The sequence below is a fragment of the Bradyrhizobium sp. B124 genome (assembly GCF_038967635.1).
Classification (GTDB): domain Bacteria; phylum Pseudomonadota; class Alphaproteobacteria; order Rhizobiales; family Xanthobacteraceae; genus Bradyrhizobium.
In genome coordinates this window covers 8,280,649-8,298,186 of the sequence record NZ_CP152413.1, presented here as the reverse complement: position 1 = coordinate 8,298,186, position 17,538 = coordinate 8,280,649, and the positions used below count along the sequence as shown (strand labels likewise).

Here is a 17,538-nt window from a genome sequence, read left to right as displayed (position 1 = left end):
AGCGACCTGCGCCCGCCTGTAGCGGCCGGCGATCGCTAACCGCTGTCGCGCAGCACCAGCTCGAAGCCGAGATCGATGCGGCGCTCACCGCCGCGCTCCAGCATCAGCGTCGCCGCGGTGCGGCCGATCGCGTCACCATGCACGCTGATCGTGCTCAATGTCGGCGAGATCAGCTGGCCCATTTCGAGATCGCCGAGCCCGATCACGGCGACCGGCTGTGCCGACGCGGGCCCGTCGCGCAGCAGGCCGGCCTTGCGCAGCCCCGACATGAAGCCGATCGCATGCGCATCGTTGGCGGCGAACACCGCGTCGACATCGGGCAGGCGCGCATGCGCCGCCACGCTGCCGGAATCCTTGCGGTCGAGGATCAGCCGGCGCGGCTCGGCGAGACCGCTTGCCAGCGCCTCGTCCCGGAAGCCGAACCAGCGCCGCGTGCCGCGCGGATCATCGCCGCCGATGAAGGCGAGCTGCCTGCGCCCTTGTGCAACCAGATGCTTCGCGACAGCGACACCGGCCTGGTAATTGTCGAAGCCCGCGACCGCATCGATCGGGTTGGCCGGCAGATCCCAGGTCTCGACGATCGGAATCCGCGCATTGCGCAGCAGGCGGCTGCCCTCCTCGGTCGCCGGCGAGCCGACCATGATGATCGCCTCCGGCCGCCGCGACAGCAGCGCCGCCAGCACGCGATCCTCGCGCACCGCATCGTAGCGCGACTGCGCCAGGATCACGGAGAAGCCGAGCGGCTCGAGCTTGTCGGACAGACCCTGCACCGTGTCGGCGAAGATCGAGTTGGCGATGGTCGGCACCAGCACGCCGACCGAATTGGTCCGTGCACTCGCCAGCGCGCCTGCCACCAGGTTCGGGACATAGCCGAGGTCGCGCATCGCCCGCTCGACCCGCGCCCGGGTCTCCGGGGCAACCAGATCGGGCATTCGCACCACCCGGCTCACCGTGATCGAGGAGACGCCGGCGCGCTTGGCCACCTCTGAAAGGGTGGGCGCGGCACCGGTCGGGCCGGTCCCGGGGTCGGTCAGGTCGGAGCTCATGGGCCGGACCCTGCACGATTCCGGATTGCCAAGCCATGATGTTAGCGCTAGCATTGCCTAATGTTAGCGCTAACATGAAACAAAAAGGGAGAAGCGGCATGATTTCGGACGAGCAGGCCCAGGCCTACAAGCGCGACGGGGTGATCGTGGTCCCCGAGGTGCTGAACCAGGAGACCCTCGGCAAGGTCCGCGCGGTGCTCGCCGAGCTGGTGGCCGGCGCCGCTGCTGTCAGCGAGCACACCGACGTCTACGACCTCGAGCCGGGCCATACGCCGGAGACTCCGCGCGTCCGCCGCATCAAGGCGCCGCACAAGGTGCACCCGATCTTCGACGAGATCATCCGCAGCCCCGCGGTGATCTCGATCCTGACCAAGCTGATCGGTCCCGGGCTCCGGCTGCACGGCTCGAAGCTCAACATGAAGTCGGCGCAATACGGCTCGCCGGTCGAGTGGCATCAGGACTGGGCGTTCTATCCGCACACCAATGACGACATCCTCGCGATCGGCGTGCTGCTCGACGATTGCGATATCGAGAACGGCCCGATGCTGGTGACGCCGGGATCGCACACCGGCAGCACGATGTGGGATCATCACGGCGAGGACGGCTGCTTCGCCGGCTTGATCGATCCGGACCAGATCCAGGACGATATCAAGCGCGCGGTGCCCTGCATGGGCAAGGCCGGCAGCATGTCGTTCCACCACGTGCGCGCGCTGCACGGCTCGGCGACCAACACGTCGGACCGGCCGCGCAACCTGCTTCTCTATGAAGTGGCCGCCAGCGACGCCTGGCCGCTGATGGGCGTGAAGGACTTTGACGAATTCAACAGCCGCCTGCTGGCGGGTCCGCCGGTGGTCACACCGCGGCTGACCGACGTGCCGGTACGGATGCCGCTGCCGCCGGCCAAACGGCAGGGATCGATCTACGAGACCCAGTCGGCGTCGAAGAAATCCTACTTCACGCGTGCCGCCTGAGACTGACGACAATGCCCGCGGCAAGCCGCGGGCATTGCTGCTTTCAAGACATAAAAATCAAAATAACGGGGAAACGAATGACCGAGATGGCAACAGATGGCGCTCGCACATCGCGCCTGCGTGTGATCCTGGCCGCAAGCATCGGCTCCGCGCTCGAATGGTACGACTTCTTTCTGTACGGCACCGCGGCCGCATTGGTGTTCGGCGAGCTGTTCTTTCCGAAGAGCGATCCTGTGGTCGGCACGCTGCTGTCGTTCCTGACATTCGGCGTCGGCTTCGTGGTGCGGCCGTTCGGCGGCCTCATATTCGGCATCCTCGGCGATCGCTATGGCCGCAAGCCGGTGCTAGTCGCAACGCTGTTGATGATCGGCATCGGCACCACCGCGATCGGCTTCCTGCCGACTTATGCGCAGATCGGCGTCTGGGCGCCGATCCTTCTGGTCGCGATGCGCGTCATCCAGGGCCTCGGCGCCGGTGCCGAGTATGGCGGCGCGGTGATCTACCTCGTGGAGAACGCGCCGCCGAAGCATCGCGGCTTCTGGGGCGGCTTCGCGCCGCTCGGTGTCTCCGTCGGCAATCTGCTCGCCGCCGCCGCCTTCGCGCTGGTGACGATGCTGCCGCGCGAGGCCCTGATGAGCTGGGGTTGGCGCCTGCCCTTCCTGGCAAGCTTCCTGCTGATCGTCGTCGGCATCTTCGTCCGCATGCGCATCACCGAGACGCCGGTGTACACCCAGGCGGTGGTCGCGCGCGGCAAGGTCGAGAGCAACCCGGCGATGGAGGCGTTGCGCCGGCACCCGCGCAACTTCTTCGTCGTGCTCGGCGCCCGGATGGCCGAGAACGGGCTCGGCTATTTCTTCCCGGTGTTTGGCCTGAGCTACGTCATCAACACGCTGGGCGTGCCGAAAGCGGAGGCGCTCAGCGCGCTGATGCTGGCCTTCACGGTCGAGCTGTTTGCGATACTTGGCTTCGCGGCGTTGTCGGACCGGATCGGACGGCGGCCGGTCTACATGTTCGGCGCGCTGGCCGGCGTCGCGCTTTCCTTCCCGTTCTTCTGGATGGTCGGCACCAAGGAGTGGATCATGATCGCGCTCGCCTTCATCCTGGCGCGCGCCGTGGTGACGGCGGCAATGTTCGGGCCGCAGGCGGCGTATTTCGCCGAACTGTTCCCGCCGCAACGCCGCTTCGCCGGCTTTGCCTTCGCGCGTGAGCTCGGCTCGCTGCTATCAGGCGGCCCGGCGCCGTTCGTCGCCACCGCGTTGGTGGCGGCCTACGGCACCTGGTGGCCGGTTGCCTGCTACGCGATGTTCCTGTCGGCTTGTACGGTGGTTGCGATCTGGATCGGACCGGAGACCTATCAGGAGAACATCGCCGAAGACGCGAGCGAGCAGGCCGAGCTGCCCGCAGCGATCCCGGCACGGGCTTGATCGGTGGCGCAGCAACTGCGCGTCCTGCAGTCGCTCTGGGCGATGGAGCGACGGCTGGCGGATGAGGACGAATGGCCGCTGCAAACCCAGCTCGCGATGATCCGCGATGCCGCGTTTGACGGCGCCGGCGTGCGCTTCATCGATCCCGCTTTCGCGCGCGAGGTGACAGGCTTCCTTCGCGCGCATGGCATGATCTGGCAGGCGCAATGCTATCCGAAGAATGTTGACGATCTGAAGCCGGTGCTCGAGCTGGTGGCGGAGCTCGGCGCCGATCATGTCAACCTGCAGCCGGACATTCGGCCGCGCCGGATCGCAGATTGCATTCCCCTGCTCGAAGACTGGCGGCGGCTTGGCACGGAGGCCGGCGTCGCCGTGCATGTCGAGACCCATCGCGACCGCATGACGACCGACCTGCTCTTCACGCTCGATCTGCTCGACTGCTTCCCCGATCTGCGGCTGACCGCCGACCTCTCGCACTATCTGGTCGGCCGCGAATTCGCCTGGCCGATCGACGACGTCAATCATGCGATGATCCACCGCATCCTCGACCATGCCTGGGGCATTCACGGCCGCATCGCGAGCCGCGAGCAGGTGCAGATCTCGCTCGGCTTTCCACAGCATCAGGGCTGGGTGTCGCTGTTCATGGACTGGTGGGACTACGGCATCCGCTCCTGGCGGAAGCGCGCCGGGCCCGATGCGACCCTGACCTTCCTGTGCGAGCTCGGTCCCCCGCCCTATGCCATCACCGGACCCGATGGCAGGGAATTGTCCGACCGCTGGCAGGACGCGCTGGTCATGAAGGACATGATCTGGGCGCTGTGGGATCGCATCGCGAACGAGCCAAACGGCGCGGCATCGAGTTGATCCAGAGAAGCTGCGGCTGCATGCTGCGGCGAAGCGCCAATCAGAATGCCGTGACGCCCTTATGCGCGACCACCGGGTTCATCCTCCTCGACGCCTCGCCTGCGTCATTGTGCTCGCCATTGCGGCCTTTGCCGAGCCGAAGGCCGCCGCGGCAGAGCTGACGCTCGACGTCGCCGCCATGCCGCGAGTTGCGACCATCGACCCGCGCTTCCAGTCCTACAACATCGAGATGGTCGAGGTGACCGGCGGTCGATTTTGGAAACCCTATGCCGCCGCACGGCGGGGTGCGAAGCCGGACCGGTTCGCGGCGCGCACGCCGATCGATCTGCACGATAGCAGGCTACGCAAGCTCGCAGCAGCGCTCGCTCCCGCCTACCTTCGCGTGAGCGGGACCTGGGCCAACAGCACGTTCTTTACGGATTCCGACGCGCCACCATCGGCGCCACCGGCCGGCTTCAAGGGTGTGCTGACGCGACAGCAGTGGCAGGGCGTGATCGACTTCTCGCACGCCGTCGACGCCCCCCTCGTCACATCTTTAGCGATCAGCGCCGGCACGCGCGACGCTGACGGCCGATGGAGCTCCGAACAGGCCCGGCAGCTTCTCGCTTTCACGCGATCGGCCGGCGGGCAGATCACCGCAGCGGAGTTCATGAACGAGCCCGATCTGCCGGCCATCGGCGGCGCGCCCGAGCATTACGATGCCGCGGCCTACGGCCGCGATTTCGCAACGTTCCGCGCATTCATGAAGGACACCGCGCCCGACGCGGCGATCCTCGGCCCAGGCACGATCGGAATCGGCGTGGATACAAAGGCCCTCTTTGCGGTTTCAGCGGCGGGCATCGACGCGGTCTCCTACCATCATTATGGCGCGCTCTCGGCGCGATGCTCCGGCGATCGCACCGCAAGGCAGGCGTTGTCAGACCAATGGCTGGCACGAACCGGCAAGACATTCGCCTTCTACCAGGCGCTGCGCGACCGGCTCGCACCGGGCAAGCCGATCTGGCTGACCGAGACCGCGGAGACCGCGTGCGGCGGCAATCGCTGGGCCGCGACCTTCACCGATACGTTCCGCTATCTCGATCAGCTCGGGCAGCTTGCCAAGGCGGGCGTTCAAGTGGTGATGCACAACACGCTTGCCGCGAGCGACTACGGGCTGCTCGACGAGCAAACCCATCTGCCGCGGCCGAACTACTGGACCGCGCTGCTATGGCGACGGCTGATGGGAACCACCGTGCTCGATGCCGGCGTCGGCGAGCAACCCGGTCTCCACGTCTATGCGCATTGCGCGCGCGATCTGCCTGATGGAATAGCCCTGCTCGTCATCAACAATGACCGGCGGATGCGGCGCAAGCTGACGATGTCAGCGGCATCGCAACGCTACACATTGGCGAGCGAAAGGCCTGTCGACGGCAATGTTCAGCTCAATGGCCGCACGCTTGCGCTTGGGCCTTCCGACCAGATGCCCGCCCTGAATGGCGAGCCGGCCCCGGCGGGAGCAATCGTCTTCGCTCCCGCAACGATCACGTTCCTGACCGTTGCCAATGCGGGCAACACCAACTGCCGGTAACGATCCGACCGCGTCTACGCCGCGTCGCGACTGACGTCGGCGGATTCCGACGGGCGCGCCACCAGGTGACCCAGCATGATGGCGGTCATCAGCCGCTCCATCTCGAGCCATGCGGTGACATGCGACATGGTCGGCCGGCCACCGAGCGCGAGCTGATTGACGTCGTCGACCGCGGTCAATCCGCGCGGATAGAACTCGCGGAAGATCACCCGCTCGGCCAGGCCGTCGACCAGGCGGAAACTCAGGGTCTTCGATAGTTCGTTGAGGGCTTCGCCGACCAGCCGCTTGTTGCGTGAACCAATCGTCGAGAGGCGGTTGCGCAGCACCACCCACTCGAATGCCGGCTGATCCTGCGCGCGGCGCTCGCGCCGCGCTTCCTCCACCATCTTCGAATAGTGGCTGATGCCGGCCACCTTGAAGTCGTTAGGATCGACGGTGCCGAGCACGTCGAAGTCGAGGAAGCTGTCGTTCAGCGGCGTAATCAGCGTGTTCGCCAGCGAATGCGTGAACGTCGTCAGATAGGTGTCGTGGCCGGGGCAGTCGATGACGACGAAATCGTGCGACCGGCTGAGCCGCTCGACGATCTCGGCAAGCGCGCTGCGGCCGAGCGTCTCGACTTCACTGCTTCTGCCGCTCACCGTCTCGAAGCACATATGCGCCGGGATATCGAGATTCAGCGAGGTTTGCCGCGCCCAATCCCGCCGGTTATCGACGTAGTGCGTCAGCGACTTCTGCTTGTTGTCGAGATCGATGGTGGCGACACGCTGACCCGCCTTGATCAGCGCGATGGCGACATGCATGGCAATTGTCGACTTGCCCGAGCCGCCCTTGTTATTTCCGACAACAATTACTCGTGCGTTTGTCATGGGAATCCATACCGGACGCTTGAGTGAAAGCAGGACGAAATAGCATTTAATGAATGGATTCGAATCTCCCTGATTCGACGAATCTCGACAAGAGTCGTCGCACGATCATCGTGATCGAAATTGATGCGGCTGCGACAACATTGTCACAACCGCAATCCGAGCACGTATCGTGAACGCAGCGAGCGCCGCTGAGACTAGCGCCCCAGGGACCAGCGCCGCTGCGACTAGCGTCCCTGGAACACCGCGGCGCGGCGCTCGACGAACGACTTGATGCCCTCGGCCGCATCTGATGTGTTGAGCACGCGTTCGCGGATCTGCGGGATGATCGCAATTGCCGCCTGCTCGCCGGCTTCGATGAACTTGCGGCCCGCCTCTTTCGTCACCTGGATTCCAAGCGGCGCGTTGCGCGCGATGATCTCTGCAAGCGCCATCGCGCGCTCGATCTGCTGACCGGCCGGCACGACTTCCTGCACGAGGCCGATCCGATGCGCTTCTGCGGCACTGAACTCGTCGCACAGCAAGAGGTGATACATCGCATCACCCCACCCGGCGCGGCTGATGTAGCGGAAATGCGCGCCGGCCAGCGGCGCGATGCCGCGCCTGGCTTCCATCTGGCAGAACCGGCTGTCGTCGGCGGCAATGACGATATCGCCGGCCAGCATCATCTCGATGCCGACGGTGAACACGATGCCCTGCACCGCCGTGATGATCGGCTTCCGGCACCGCTTCGACAGTCCAAAGGGATCGACATTGCCCTCCGGCAGCGGCTTGCGGCTCGCCGTCGGACCAAAGAACTTCGGCATGTCGAGACCCGCGGTGAAACTGCCGCCGGCGGCACACAGCACGCCGACCCAGAGCCCGTCATCATTGTCGAGCAGCGTCAGCGCGTCGGACAGCTCAGCCATCATCTCCGGGCTGAAGGCGTTCTTCTTCGCCGGATTGTCGATGATGACCTTCAGGATGTGATCATGCCGCTCGTGGCGGACCCGCCCTTCGCTCGCGCTGCCGGACATCTGTTCCTCCCTGCTTTGTGACTGAAATTTTCTGGATGATGGTTGTCATTCAGATGCATGATGGTCATAATCCAGGAAGAGAGTCAAACAGGGGCACTGCGAAATGGGCCATTCCCAGGCCGACAAGGCTAGGAGCCGTGAGCGCATCCTGAACGAGGCTGCGACGCAGATCCGCGACAAGGGGCTCGACGCGCTCAGCATCGGAAGCCTGATGCAGCAGGTGAAGCTGACCCATGGCGGCTTCTATGGCCACTTCGCCTCGCGTTCCGACCTGATCGCCGCGGCGCTGGAACAGGCGCTGACCTTGGGTGAGGCGTCGGCGCGCGCGTCGCGCGATCCCGGCAAGCCGGTCAGCGTCAACGCCCTGGTGCGAAGCTATCTCAGCCGCAGCCATCGCGACTCGCCGAAGTCGGGCTGCGCGATCGGCGCGCTGATCTCCGATGTCGGCCGCGCCGATGAGCAGTGCCGCGCGGTGATGGAACCGCACATCGAATCCTTCATCGCCAAGGTCGCCGAGACGTTCGGCGACGCTGACGACAGCGGCGCAATCGTCGCGGTGAGTGCGATGGTCGGCGCACTCGCGATCTCGCGCGTCATCACCGATCCGAAGCGGTCCGATGCCATTCTGCGGACGGTGCGCGATGCCATCGTCGCGATGGCGTCCGACCAATGATTTCGCCCGCGCCGCGGGCACCTTGATGGAGTGAGCCATGAACGACCGATCCGCCCTCGAGCCGACCGCTGTGCAGGGAAGCGTGCTGATTGCCGGCGTCGGCGCATCCCACGGCCTCGGCGCCGCGATCGCGCGCCGCTTTGCGGCCGGTGGCTATCCCGTCGCGATCGCCGGGCGCAACGCCGAGAAGCTCGCCGCGACCGCGGCTGAACTCGCAGCAACCGGCGCCAGGGTCACCCATGTCGTGGGCGATGCCTCAACTGCCGCGGATGTCGCCCGCTTCGTCGAGGCTGCCGGGAAGCTCGCGCCGCTGGCGATGGCCGTGCACAATGCAGGCTCCAACCGGCCGGCGCCGTTCCTCAAGGTCACCGAGCAGCGCTTCGAGGAGCACTGGCGCGAACACGCGCTCGGCGGATTCCAGCTCGCACAGGCCGCGATCCCGGCCCTGCTTGCGCGCGGCGGCGGCACGCTGGTGTTCACCGGCGCCAGTGGCTCGTTGCGCGGCAAGGCCAACTACTCGCCATTCGCCTCCGCCAAGGCCGCGCTGCGCGCGCTGGCGCAGAGCGTGGCGCGGGAGTTCGGGCCGCAGGGCATTCATGTCGGCCATGTCGTGGTCGACGGCGGCATCGAGGGCGATCGCCTGCTGAGCATGCGCCCGCAATTGAAGGACGACCGCGGTCCGGACGGGCTGCTCAACATCGCAGCCATCGCGGACGCCTATTGGGTGCTGCATCATCAGCATCGCAGCGCATGGACGCTGGAGCTCGACCTGCGGCCATGGGCGGAATCGTTCTGACGGCACGGCGCCGTCGTCGTTCTCCAAAGGAAATGGGTTGCGATCCGCCGAAATCTTGTCAGGCTGTGCGACAAGGTCCGAGGAGATCGCAGCCCTATGCCGGGAGAAGGCCATGTCGCAGCCCACGCCGATCCTGCATCATTTCGATCAATCGCCGTTCTCAGAGAAAATCCGCATCATCTTCGGATTCAAGAAGCTCGCCTGGAACTCGGTACGGATTTCCCGGATCATGCCGAGGCCGGATCTGATGCCGATGACCGGCGGCTATCGCCGTACACCGACGATGCAGATCGGCGCGGACATCTATTGTGACACCCAGATCATTATCCGCGAGCTGGAGCGGCGCTATCCGACGCCGACGCTGTTTCCCGCGGGCCATGCCGGGATGCCCTGGGCGCTCGGCATGTGGACCGACCGGCCGTTCTTCCAGAACACGGTCACCCTCGCGTTCGGCTTCATCGGCGACAAGGTCCCGCAGGATTTCATCGAGGATCGCGAGAAGCTGCGCGACGCCAAGTTCGATGTCGCCGCCATGGCCGCGGCGCTGCCGCAGATGCGCGACCAGTTCCGCGCCAATGTCGACTGGATCGAGGCGCAACTCGGTGACGGCCGACAGTGGCTGTTCGGCGAGTTCAGCCTCGCCGACGTCAGCGCTTACATGAATGTGTGGTACGCACGGCAGAGCGTCGCCACGATCGACGAGATCGTGAAGCCCTTGCCGCGCCTTGCGGCCTGGGAGGAGCGCGTCCGCGCGATTGGCCACGGCGCGCGCACGGAGATGTCGTCAGCCGACGCGCTCGAGATCGCGGCGAAGTCGCGGCCGGAGTCGCCTGTTTTCGGCGACCCTCTGGATCCGAACGGTCGCAAGCCCGGCGACATCGTCAGCGTGATGCCGGACGACTACGGCAAGATCCCAGTCCGCGGCGAGATCGTCTCGCTGTCGGCGCAACACATCGCGATCCGCCGGTCCGACGAACGCACAGGCGAGGTCGTGGTGCATTTGCCGCGGGCCGGCTTCCTGGTCATCCCGGGCTGATCGCCGCAGCCTCGGCCGCAGGCCGAGTACAAGCGACCTGGAAACGCTGCGTTTCGCGGCGTGACCTTGTCAGGCCGCGAACAGGCAATAGCTCCACTGCATCTCCAACCGAAGGCTCCACAGCGCAGGCTTGCGGACATCTCCGCAGCAACACGACCTTTCGGCCTGCGTGCGATGGGTGGCCCGTGGCGGATGCTCCGCCACGCCGACAACTGGACTGATTGATGACGACCTCTCTCGAATTCGGGCTCGACACATTCGGCGACGTCACCAAGGACGCCGCCGGTACGCCGCTGTCCCACGCCCAGGTGATCCGCAACGTCGTCGACGAGGCGGTGCTGGCCGATCAGCTCGGGATCGATTTCATCGGGCTCGGCGAGCACCACCGGGCCGACTTCGCGATCTCCTCCCCCGAGACCGTGCTGGCGGCCATCGCCGCGCGCACCCAAAACATCCGCCTCGGCTCGGCGGTGACCGTGCTGAGCTCGGACGATCCGATCCGCGTCTTCCAGCGCTTCGCAACCGTCGACGCGGTCTCGAACGGCCGTGCCGAGGTGATCCTCGGCCGCGGCTCCTTCACCGAGTCGTTCCCGCTGTTCGGCTTCGACCTGCGGCAATACAGCGAGCTGTTCGAGGAGAAGCTCGACCTGTTCACCGAACTCCTGAAGCAGGAGCCGGTGAGCTGGCAGGGCAAGCTGCGACCGCCGCTCAGCGGCCAGTCGGTCTATCCGCCGGTCGAGCACGGCCGGCTGAAGACCTGGATCGGCGTCGGCGGCAGCCCGGAATCGGTGGTGCGCGCGGCGCATTATGACCTGCCGCTGATGCTCGCCATCATCGGCGGCGATCCCAAGCGCTTTGCGCCCTATGTCGACCTGCACCAGCGGGCCTACCAGCAGTTCGGCCGGACGCCGAAGCCGATCGGCGTGCATTCGCCGGGCTACGTTGCCGAGACCGACGCGCAAGCTCGGGAGGAGCTGTGGCCCGACTACAAGGTCATGCGTGACCGGATCGGCAAGGAGCGCGGCTGGCCGCCGATGAGCCGCGACGAGTTCGTGGCTGAGGCCGAGCACGGTTCGCTCTATGTCGGCGGGCCGGAAACCGTCGCCCGCAAGATCGCGGCGACCGTGAAGGCGCTCGGCGCTGCGCGCTTCCAGCTGAAATATTCGGCAGGCCCGATGCCGCACGAGAAGCTGATGACAAGCATCGAGCTCTACGGCAGCAAGGTGGTGCCGATGGTGCGCGATATGCTCGTCGCCTGATCGGCAAGAGCCAGCCACGCAAAGCAATCCCCCGGCGTTTGGACGCCGGGGACAAGTTGAAGATAGACCATGCGAAGCCCGGCTGCCCGGGACAATCGGATCAGCCCCAATCTTGGCTCAGAGATCGGGCCTTGCGGCGTGATACGTGAACGGGTCCGCCGCCCATCCTCGGCCGTGCCGCTCCAGCCAGCCGGCTGCCACCAACTTTCGACACGTTGGATTGACGCGCTGTATGGAGCCTTCCTCGCCGAAGATGCGCTCGGCAATCTGGCGTTCGGTAAGACCTGGTTGCTCGCGAATGAGGCGAATTATTTGTTGAGCTACCGTCATCGGTTGCCAAACGATCCATCGGTGGGGCGGGTAAGCATTAATGAACAGAATATGACATCGTACAAGAAGATGGCGCTCTTGTGAGAGCTGCTGCGTGGCTGAACAAAGCAAAACCCCCGGCGCTTCCACCGGGGGCTCTGTTAACTTGCAGTCAGATCAACCGGTATTACCAGTTGCGCTGAGCGCGGAGCAGCAGGGTAACCGTATTCTGGTCCTTCAGCTCGTAAAGAGCGGCAGGCTTGCCGATCGCGGCGCTGGGCGCCGAGACCGTACCAGCGTACTTCTGATCCAGGTGGGTGTAGGTCAGGTCTGCCGTGAAGGTCAGGTTCTTGACCGGGGTCCACTGGGTCTGGGTACCAATCTGCGCGATGTTGTAGTCGGGGTTGCAGGTCGTCATCACGCCGCCCAGAGCATTGAGGGTGGTACGAACCGAGCCGCCCACGCCACCGACGCCGCAGAGGAGGGTCTTAGCCGTATCGTTGTAGGTGATGCCGGCATAAGCACCGTAGATCGAGGTGTTCCAGTAGGGGCTCCAGTTGTGCACGTATGCACCGCGGAAACCCCAGGTCGTGACCAGCTGCTGCCCGGTGTTGACGCCACCGATGGCACCGAACACGCTGTCAGGAGCAACGCCGATACCAACGCTCTGGTACGCGCCGGGCAGACCGGTTCCACCATAAATGGTGTTCGCACCAGCCGAACCAGCGAGGTCCTGGATGTTGTAGCGCGTCGCACCGTTGGTATAGACGCCCTGGACGTTGATGGTATCGCCAGGTCCGGTCGGGATGTTCTTGATCGACAAGGCCAACTGACCAGCCCAGCCCCACTTGTCGTCCGGATGACCGGTCAACTCAGTGCCGCCGTAGTAGGCCGCGTGGTTGTCATGCGCCGCGAACGACGCCTGGAACAGACCCCAAGCCTGGTCGACGCGCAGCATCGCGACGAGGTCCGGAGAAATCGTGCCGGCGTAGTCGCTGGTGCCGTAAGCGCCACCCGCGAGGATGTTGTTCACGCCAGCCTGGTAGTAGGCCGTCTGATCCTGAGCCGACAGAGACAGCGACACGCCGTTGCCGAACTGAGCGGTGTAGGTGAACTGGTTCACACCAGTGATCGTACCGCCGCCGCCGACGAGACCGTCGAAGTTGTTGCCCGGATAGTTGGCCCACGGAGCCGAGAACTGCGAGACCGCCTTACCCATGGTGAAGCCGGCGAACTGGATGAAGGCGTAGTAGACGCCGACCGTACCGCCTGCAACCGCGCCGGAGTTGGCGTTGTTCGGAGCCTGAACCGCGCCGATCGGCGAGTAAACGGTCGCGCCGTTACCCTGTCCGGCGTAGGTGTCCGACGTCCACGAGAAGGTCGCATCGAAGAAGGTACGGACGACACCGTATTCGGTCGCCGTGCGCGTATCGATGTTCAGATCTTCACGAGAGCGCCAAGTATAGCCGTTGGTGAACCGGTTGTTCGCACCGCCGGCACCCGAGGTGTTGCCGGTGTGATCCGAGTTCGAGTTCACGACGACGTCGGCACGCAGGTAGCCGCCCAGCTTGATACAGGTATCGGTGCCCGGGATGTAGTAGAAACCGGGACCATACAGGGAGCAAATCTTCACGTACTCGACCGCTTTGGCCTTGACGGGAAGATCGGCCGCCTGAGCTCCGCCGACCGCGACGAGAGCCGCCGCCGAGCCGAGGATAAGGCTCTTAACCATCTTCATGTTAAACCTCCAAGTTGCTCTATCTCAGGGAAGGTTCCGGATCCGCCGGGTAAAACACCCTCAGGTTGGTTCCCTTTGTCCCTTAAATCCCCGCTCAGTCGCTTCGCGCCTTCGGACACACCCGCATGAACGCGAGGGACTTAAGCGAACCACCTAAAACGGGACGACCTTGGGATGCCCCCCTCCGTCGCAGTTCCATATGAGACAGAAGGCCCCCGATCACGCAACAAAAGACCGCTCGCGTTGAGCCGAGTTGCGGCTGTTTTCGGGCAAATGTTGCACAAATATCACGGGCATTTGAACTGCGGCATATCGACAAGCAATTGAAATATAACGCCAATATTTGAGATACCGCTAGCGGACACAAGTTTGGGCAACACCGGGTGGAACGGTGTGCAAAACGCGTCGTCCTGCCGAGAAAGCGAAAATCGGTGCCCGTTCCGGCACCGCTGATTCCGGCTCCGTGCACAATATTTCGGCTCGAAAATGCCGGTATCTGAACGACATAGCCCGCCCCAAATACCGTCGACTCGCGCCTGAAAGGGGCATTCCGATTGCTCGGAGCAGGCCGGAAGACGACGGACGGAGCGCCTCATATGTCCACTACCGGCGCTACATGTCACGGCGATGTCAGCGCACGGAATAGTCGATTTGTTCTCCGCAGACGCTACGCAGTGAAATATCTCCACTGCGCGCGTGATGCACTCACAAGGGGCGATGCGCTCCTATGCAGTCACCAGACTCGCATCTGACGAGAGTCAGGCGGCGCCGTGAAGCGCGGCGCGGTCGGTCGCATCGGAGATCGCCAACGACGAAGGCTTGGCCAGGAGTAACGCCGTACTCACTCGTCCAAGATATCGAGCAGATCATCGATCCGCTCGAACGGCGGTTCGTTTGTCTTGCCTGAATAAAAGACGCGATCGCCGTCGCGTTGTAGCGACCGTGCTCTGGATTTGGGCAGCCTCCCCGGGAGGAACGTCGCTGCGACGGCCTCCGGCCCGACGTCGAGCCTCACGATACCTCGCCGCTTGCAGTCGATCCTGAGCCTTGCCGCTGTGAAGAAATCCCGGCCGGCCGGCGGCAGCTTGCCGAAGCGGCGAGAGGTCTCTTCCTCCAGATCTTCCAGATCGTCTTCGCTTCGGCACCTCGCGACGCGGCCATAGATTTCAAGGCGCATGGATTCCGATTGCACATAACTCCGGGGCAGCAGGTCGGCGAGTGGAAGGTTGAGATCGGGCACCCACAGATCGGCGGAGCGGTCGTTCGCCTTCTCCGAAGCCTGCTTCAGAAGATGGCTGTAGAGCACCGGCCCGAAAACCTGCACGTGGCCGGATTGCCGCTCGGAAAGCAGATCTCCAGCACCTCTGAGGTCCAGATCGCGCTCGCTGATCGCGAAACCGGCGCCCGGTCTGCTGAACTCCTCGAGAACGGCCAACCGCTTGCCGGATTGCTCCGAGTTCGATTCCGTCAGCATGTACGCGAAGGCGCGCGTGCCACCGCGTCCTACCCGCCCTCTGAGCTGGTGGAGCTGTGCCAGACCAAACTTTTCCGGCCAGCAGACCACGATGGTGTTCGCCCGGGGAATGTCGAGACCGCTTTCCACAATGTTGGTCGCCAGCAACACGTCGGCCTCGCCTTCGACGAAGCTCATCATTCGATCGTCAATCTCGTCGGCCGGTAGCTTGCCATGCAGGCAAACGATGCGCAGCTCCGGGGCCACCGCCTGCACGCGCGCCAACAGCGGATCCAGATCCTGGATGCGCGGACAGATCAGGAAGCTTTGCCCGTGACGTCGCTGCTCGCGCAGCAGTGCAGCGGCAATGGCGGCGTCCGAAAGTGGCGCGATCTTGGTCACGACCGGAAGCCGATGGACCGGCGGGGATGCGATCACGCTGAGGTCCCTGAAGCCGGCGAGACCTGCCGCAAGCGTGCGCGGGATCGGCGTGGCACTCATCCAAAGCGTATGGACGCTCTTCGCCAGGCCCGAAAGCTTCGCCTTCTCCGCCGCTCCGAAGTGCTGTTCTTCGTCGACAATGACCAGGCTCAGCTTGGCGAATCTCACGTCCTTCGATGCGATCGCCTGCGTGCCGACCACGATCTTCATCTTTCCGCTTCGCAGGCCTTCCTTCGTCTGCTTCAGCTCCGCAGCCGACGTCGCGCGCGACAAGCTTCCGACCTCGATGCCGAGCGGGGCAAACCGTTTGCGGAACGTTGCGACGTGCTGTCTTGCCAGAACGGTCGTCGGCACGACGACAGCAACCTGCTTGCCAGACAGGGCAACGGCCGCCGCCGCGCGCAAGGCAACCTCGGTCTTGCCAAACCCGACGTCGCCGCAGACGACCCGGTCCATCGGATGACCCGACGCAAGATCATCCAGCACGTCCCGAATCGCCTTCGCCTGGTCGACTGTCGTGAAATATGGAAAGCGCGCGACGAACCGCTCATATGCGGGACCGGGAGCGACTAGCTTGGGAGCGCGCCGGCGGCGTCGCTGCGCGATGTGTTTGGCAAGCGCCTTGGCGGCAAGTTGAATTTCCTGCTCCGCCTTGGTCCGTCGCGCCCACCACGTGCTTCCGTCCGCCTTGTCCAATGTCAGCTTGCCGCGCTCCGCCGCATACGGCCAGATCAGCGCAAGGTCGGCGGGCGGAACGAGCATGGCATCATCCCCGGCAAATCCCAGCCTGATCATCTCGCGCGATGATCCCTTTCCCATGTCGAGGGTTTGCAAGCCATCGAGCACGGCCAGCCCGCGCGGCAGATGAACGACGACCGCGCCGCGCACCGGCACGTCGGGATGATCGAAAGCCGCACTCCAGGCTCTGGCCATGGGCTGCGGATGATGGGCCCGGCTGCCGAGCACGTCGGTCGCCGTGACGACGACAAGCGGCTTGCGGCCCGAACCGATGAAGCCGGTATCGAAGTCAGCCAGCAGCGCCGCTTCGCCACCCCGCCCCTTCGCCGCCTCGCTCCAATCTCCGACGCGCTCCGCCTTGATCCCGCTCATGCGCTCGATCGCGCGCAGGTCGTCCTCCACCGCCGCGACAAACACCAGCCGCGATCCGGCGCGCTGCGCGTCGGCGACAAATGCGCGGAGCGCCTTTCGCGACGAGGCGACCTTCGAGAAATCGGGCGTCGGGGTGAAGGCCGCCTTGCGAGGCAGCGCACTCATGCGCTTGGTCAGCCGCTTCCAGTCGACGGGGCCGAAGTAGTCGCGATCCGTCTCTCTGCGGCCGGCCGCCTCCTTGATCGTGCTCAGCCAGCTATCGGCATGACCCGCAACTCCGGCGTCCGCGATCCAGTGGGCGCGCTCACAATAATCCGGCAGCGCCGCCCGCTGTGCCCGCTTGCCTCCCAACGCAATCCGTTCCGACATCGGATCGATCAGCAGCTCCTGGGTGTCGAACACGACGTCGTGTTCGTAGGGATCGACCCCGACGATCCTGCGGATCACGCCACCGGAATGCTCGATCCTGTACGGCCCGAGGGCGCCGGCAGGAAACACTTCGAACGTCATTCCGTGGAACAGGACGCTTCCGGGATAGTCCGCCTCTTCGTCGAGATCGTATCCCAGAGATTCCAGACGATCCTTGAGATCCTGCTCGGAATAGCGCGCACCGACCTTCAGGCTGATGCTGAGGCGGCCCCAGCTCGCGGGCAGCGGCAACCGTTCCATGATCGCCTCTGCCGTCGACACCAGGAAGACCGGCTTCCTGCTCTTTGCAAGACGCCGCAACACCGAGCTCCGCCGGCCGGCGATCTCGTGCGCCGGCTCCAGCCCGTCAAACGGCAAGGTATTCAGCCTCGGGAACACCAGCACCTCGAGCGAAGGATCGAGCGAATGCAGCACGCTGCCGAGGCGCTCGGCCCTGTTCTCGCTTTCCGCAAGGAAGACGATGCCGTCGCGCCCGGACTTCTTCCATTGCTCGAGAAGATGCAGCGCCAGCATGCCGAGTGGCGAGGAGGAGGAGATCCCGGA

General features: G+C 64.7%; 14 protein-coding genes. 9 read left to right on the top strand and 5 right to left on the bottom strand.

The window, feature by feature from the left end:
• Nucleotides 1-35 precede the first annotated feature (35 nt).
• The gene (locus tag AAFG13_RS38925; protein ID WP_342710263.1) at nt 36-1,046 is read right to left on the bottom strand and encodes a LacI family DNA-binding transcriptional regulator; all 1,011 of its coding nucleotides are present in this window, start codon (nt 1,044-1,046) and stop codon (nt 36-38) included.
• A 98-nt stretch (nt 1,047-1,144) separates the two neighbouring features.
• On the opposite strand from AAFG13_RS38925, the gene AAFG13_RS38920 reads away from it, so the two are divergent.
• From AAFG13_RS38920 to AAFG13_RS38905, 4 genes are all read left to right on the top strand, one after another.
• Nucleotides 1,145-2,017, top strand: a complete 873-nt coding sequence (locus AAFG13_RS38920) for a phytanoyl-CoA dioxygenase family protein (protein WP_342710262.1) — start codon at nt 1,145-1,147, stop codon at nt 2,015-2,017.
• 77 nt (nt 2,018-2,094) lie between these two features.
• On the top strand, nt 2,095-3,441 hold the full coding sequence (locus AAFG13_RS38915) for an MFS transporter (protein ID WP_342710261.1): 1,347 nt from the start codon (nt 2,095-2,097) through the stop codon (nt 3,439-3,441).
• A 3-nt stretch (nt 3,442-3,444) separates the two neighbouring features.
• Nucleotides 3,445-4,305, top strand: a complete 861-nt coding sequence (locus AAFG13_RS38910; protein WP_342710260.1) for a sugar phosphate isomerase/epimerase — start codon at nt 3,445-3,447, stop codon at nt 4,303-4,305.
• 61 nt (nt 4,306-4,366) lie between these two features.
• Nucleotides 4,367-5,872 carry a hypothetical protein gene (locus AAFG13_RS38905; protein WP_342710259.1) on the top strand — a complete coding sequence of 502 codons (1,506 nt, stop codon included), beginning with the start codon at nt 4,367-4,369 and terminating at the stop codon, nt 5,870-5,872.
• Between the two features lie 14 nt (nt 5,873-5,886).
• On the opposite strand, the gene AAFG13_RS38900 is transcribed toward AAFG13_RS38905, so the two are convergent.
• On the bottom strand, nt 5,887-6,738 hold the full coding sequence (locus AAFG13_RS38900; RefSeq protein WP_342710258.1) for a division plane positioning ATPase MipZ: 852 nt from the start codon (nt 6,736-6,738) through the stop codon (nt 5,887-5,889).
• A 224-nt stretch (nt 6,739-6,962) separates the two neighbouring features.
• A complete protein-coding gene (locus AAFG13_RS38895) occupies nt 6,963-7,751 on the bottom strand; it encodes a crotonase/enoyl-CoA hydratase family protein (RefSeq protein ID WP_212311416.1) in 789 nt (262 codons plus the stop codon).
• A 103-nt stretch (nt 7,752-7,854) separates the two neighbouring features.
• Between AAFG13_RS38895 and AAFG13_RS38890 the strand changes: the two genes are divergently transcribed.
• The 5 genes from AAFG13_RS38890 to AAFG13_RS38870 all read left to right on the top strand — a co-directional run bounded on the left by AAFG13_RS38890 (nt 7,855) and on the right by AAFG13_RS38870 (nt 11,929).
• Entirely contained in the window at nt 7,855-8,424 is a 570-nt protein-coding gene (locus AAFG13_RS38890) for a TetR/AcrR family transcriptional regulator (protein ID WP_342710257.1), read from the top strand.
• A gap of 37 nt (nt 8,425-8,461) precedes the next feature.
• Nucleotides 8,462-9,220 carry an SDR family NAD(P)-dependent oxidoreductase gene (locus AAFG13_RS38885; protein WP_212311418.1) on the top strand — a complete coding sequence of 253 codons (759 nt, stop codon included), beginning with the start codon at nt 8,462-8,464 and terminating at the stop codon, nt 9,218-9,220.
• 112 nt (nt 9,221-9,332) lie between these two features.
• Nucleotides 9,333-10,256, top strand: coding sequence for a glutathione S-transferase family protein (locus tag AAFG13_RS38880; RefSeq protein WP_342710256.1), 924 nt, complete (start codon nt 9,333-9,335; stop codon nt 10,254-10,256).
• 224 nt (nt 10,257-10,480) lie between these two features.
• Nucleotides 10,481-11,515 carry an LLM class flavin-dependent oxidoreductase gene (locus AAFG13_RS38875; RefSeq protein ID WP_212311420.1) on the top strand — a complete coding sequence of 345 codons (1,035 nt, stop codon included), beginning with the start codon at nt 10,481-10,483 and terminating at the stop codon, nt 11,513-11,515.
• A gap of 69 nt (nt 11,516-11,584) precedes the next feature.
• A complete protein-coding gene (locus AAFG13_RS38870) occupies nt 11,585-11,929 on the top strand; it encodes a hypothetical protein (protein ID WP_212311421.1) in 345 nt (114 codons plus the stop codon).
• An 82-nt stretch (nt 11,930-12,011) separates the two neighbouring features.
• Here AAFG13_RS38870 and AAFG13_RS38865 read toward each other — a convergent pair whose 3' ends face one another.
• Together AAFG13_RS38865 and AAFG13_RS38860 are read right to left on the bottom strand one after the other, a co-directional pair.
• Nucleotides 12,012-13,562, bottom strand: coding sequence for a porin (locus AAFG13_RS38865; protein ID WP_212311422.1), 1,551 nt, complete (start codon nt 13,560-13,562; stop codon nt 12,012-12,014).
• Between the two features lie 841 nt (nt 13,563-14,403).
• Nucleotides 14,404-17,508 carry a DEAD/DEAH box helicase gene (locus AAFG13_RS38860; RefSeq protein ID WP_212311423.1) on the bottom strand — a complete coding sequence of 1,035 codons (3,105 nt, stop codon included), beginning with the start codon at nt 17,506-17,508 and terminating at the stop codon, nt 14,404-14,406.
• Nucleotides 17,509-17,538: the final 30 nt, after the last annotated feature.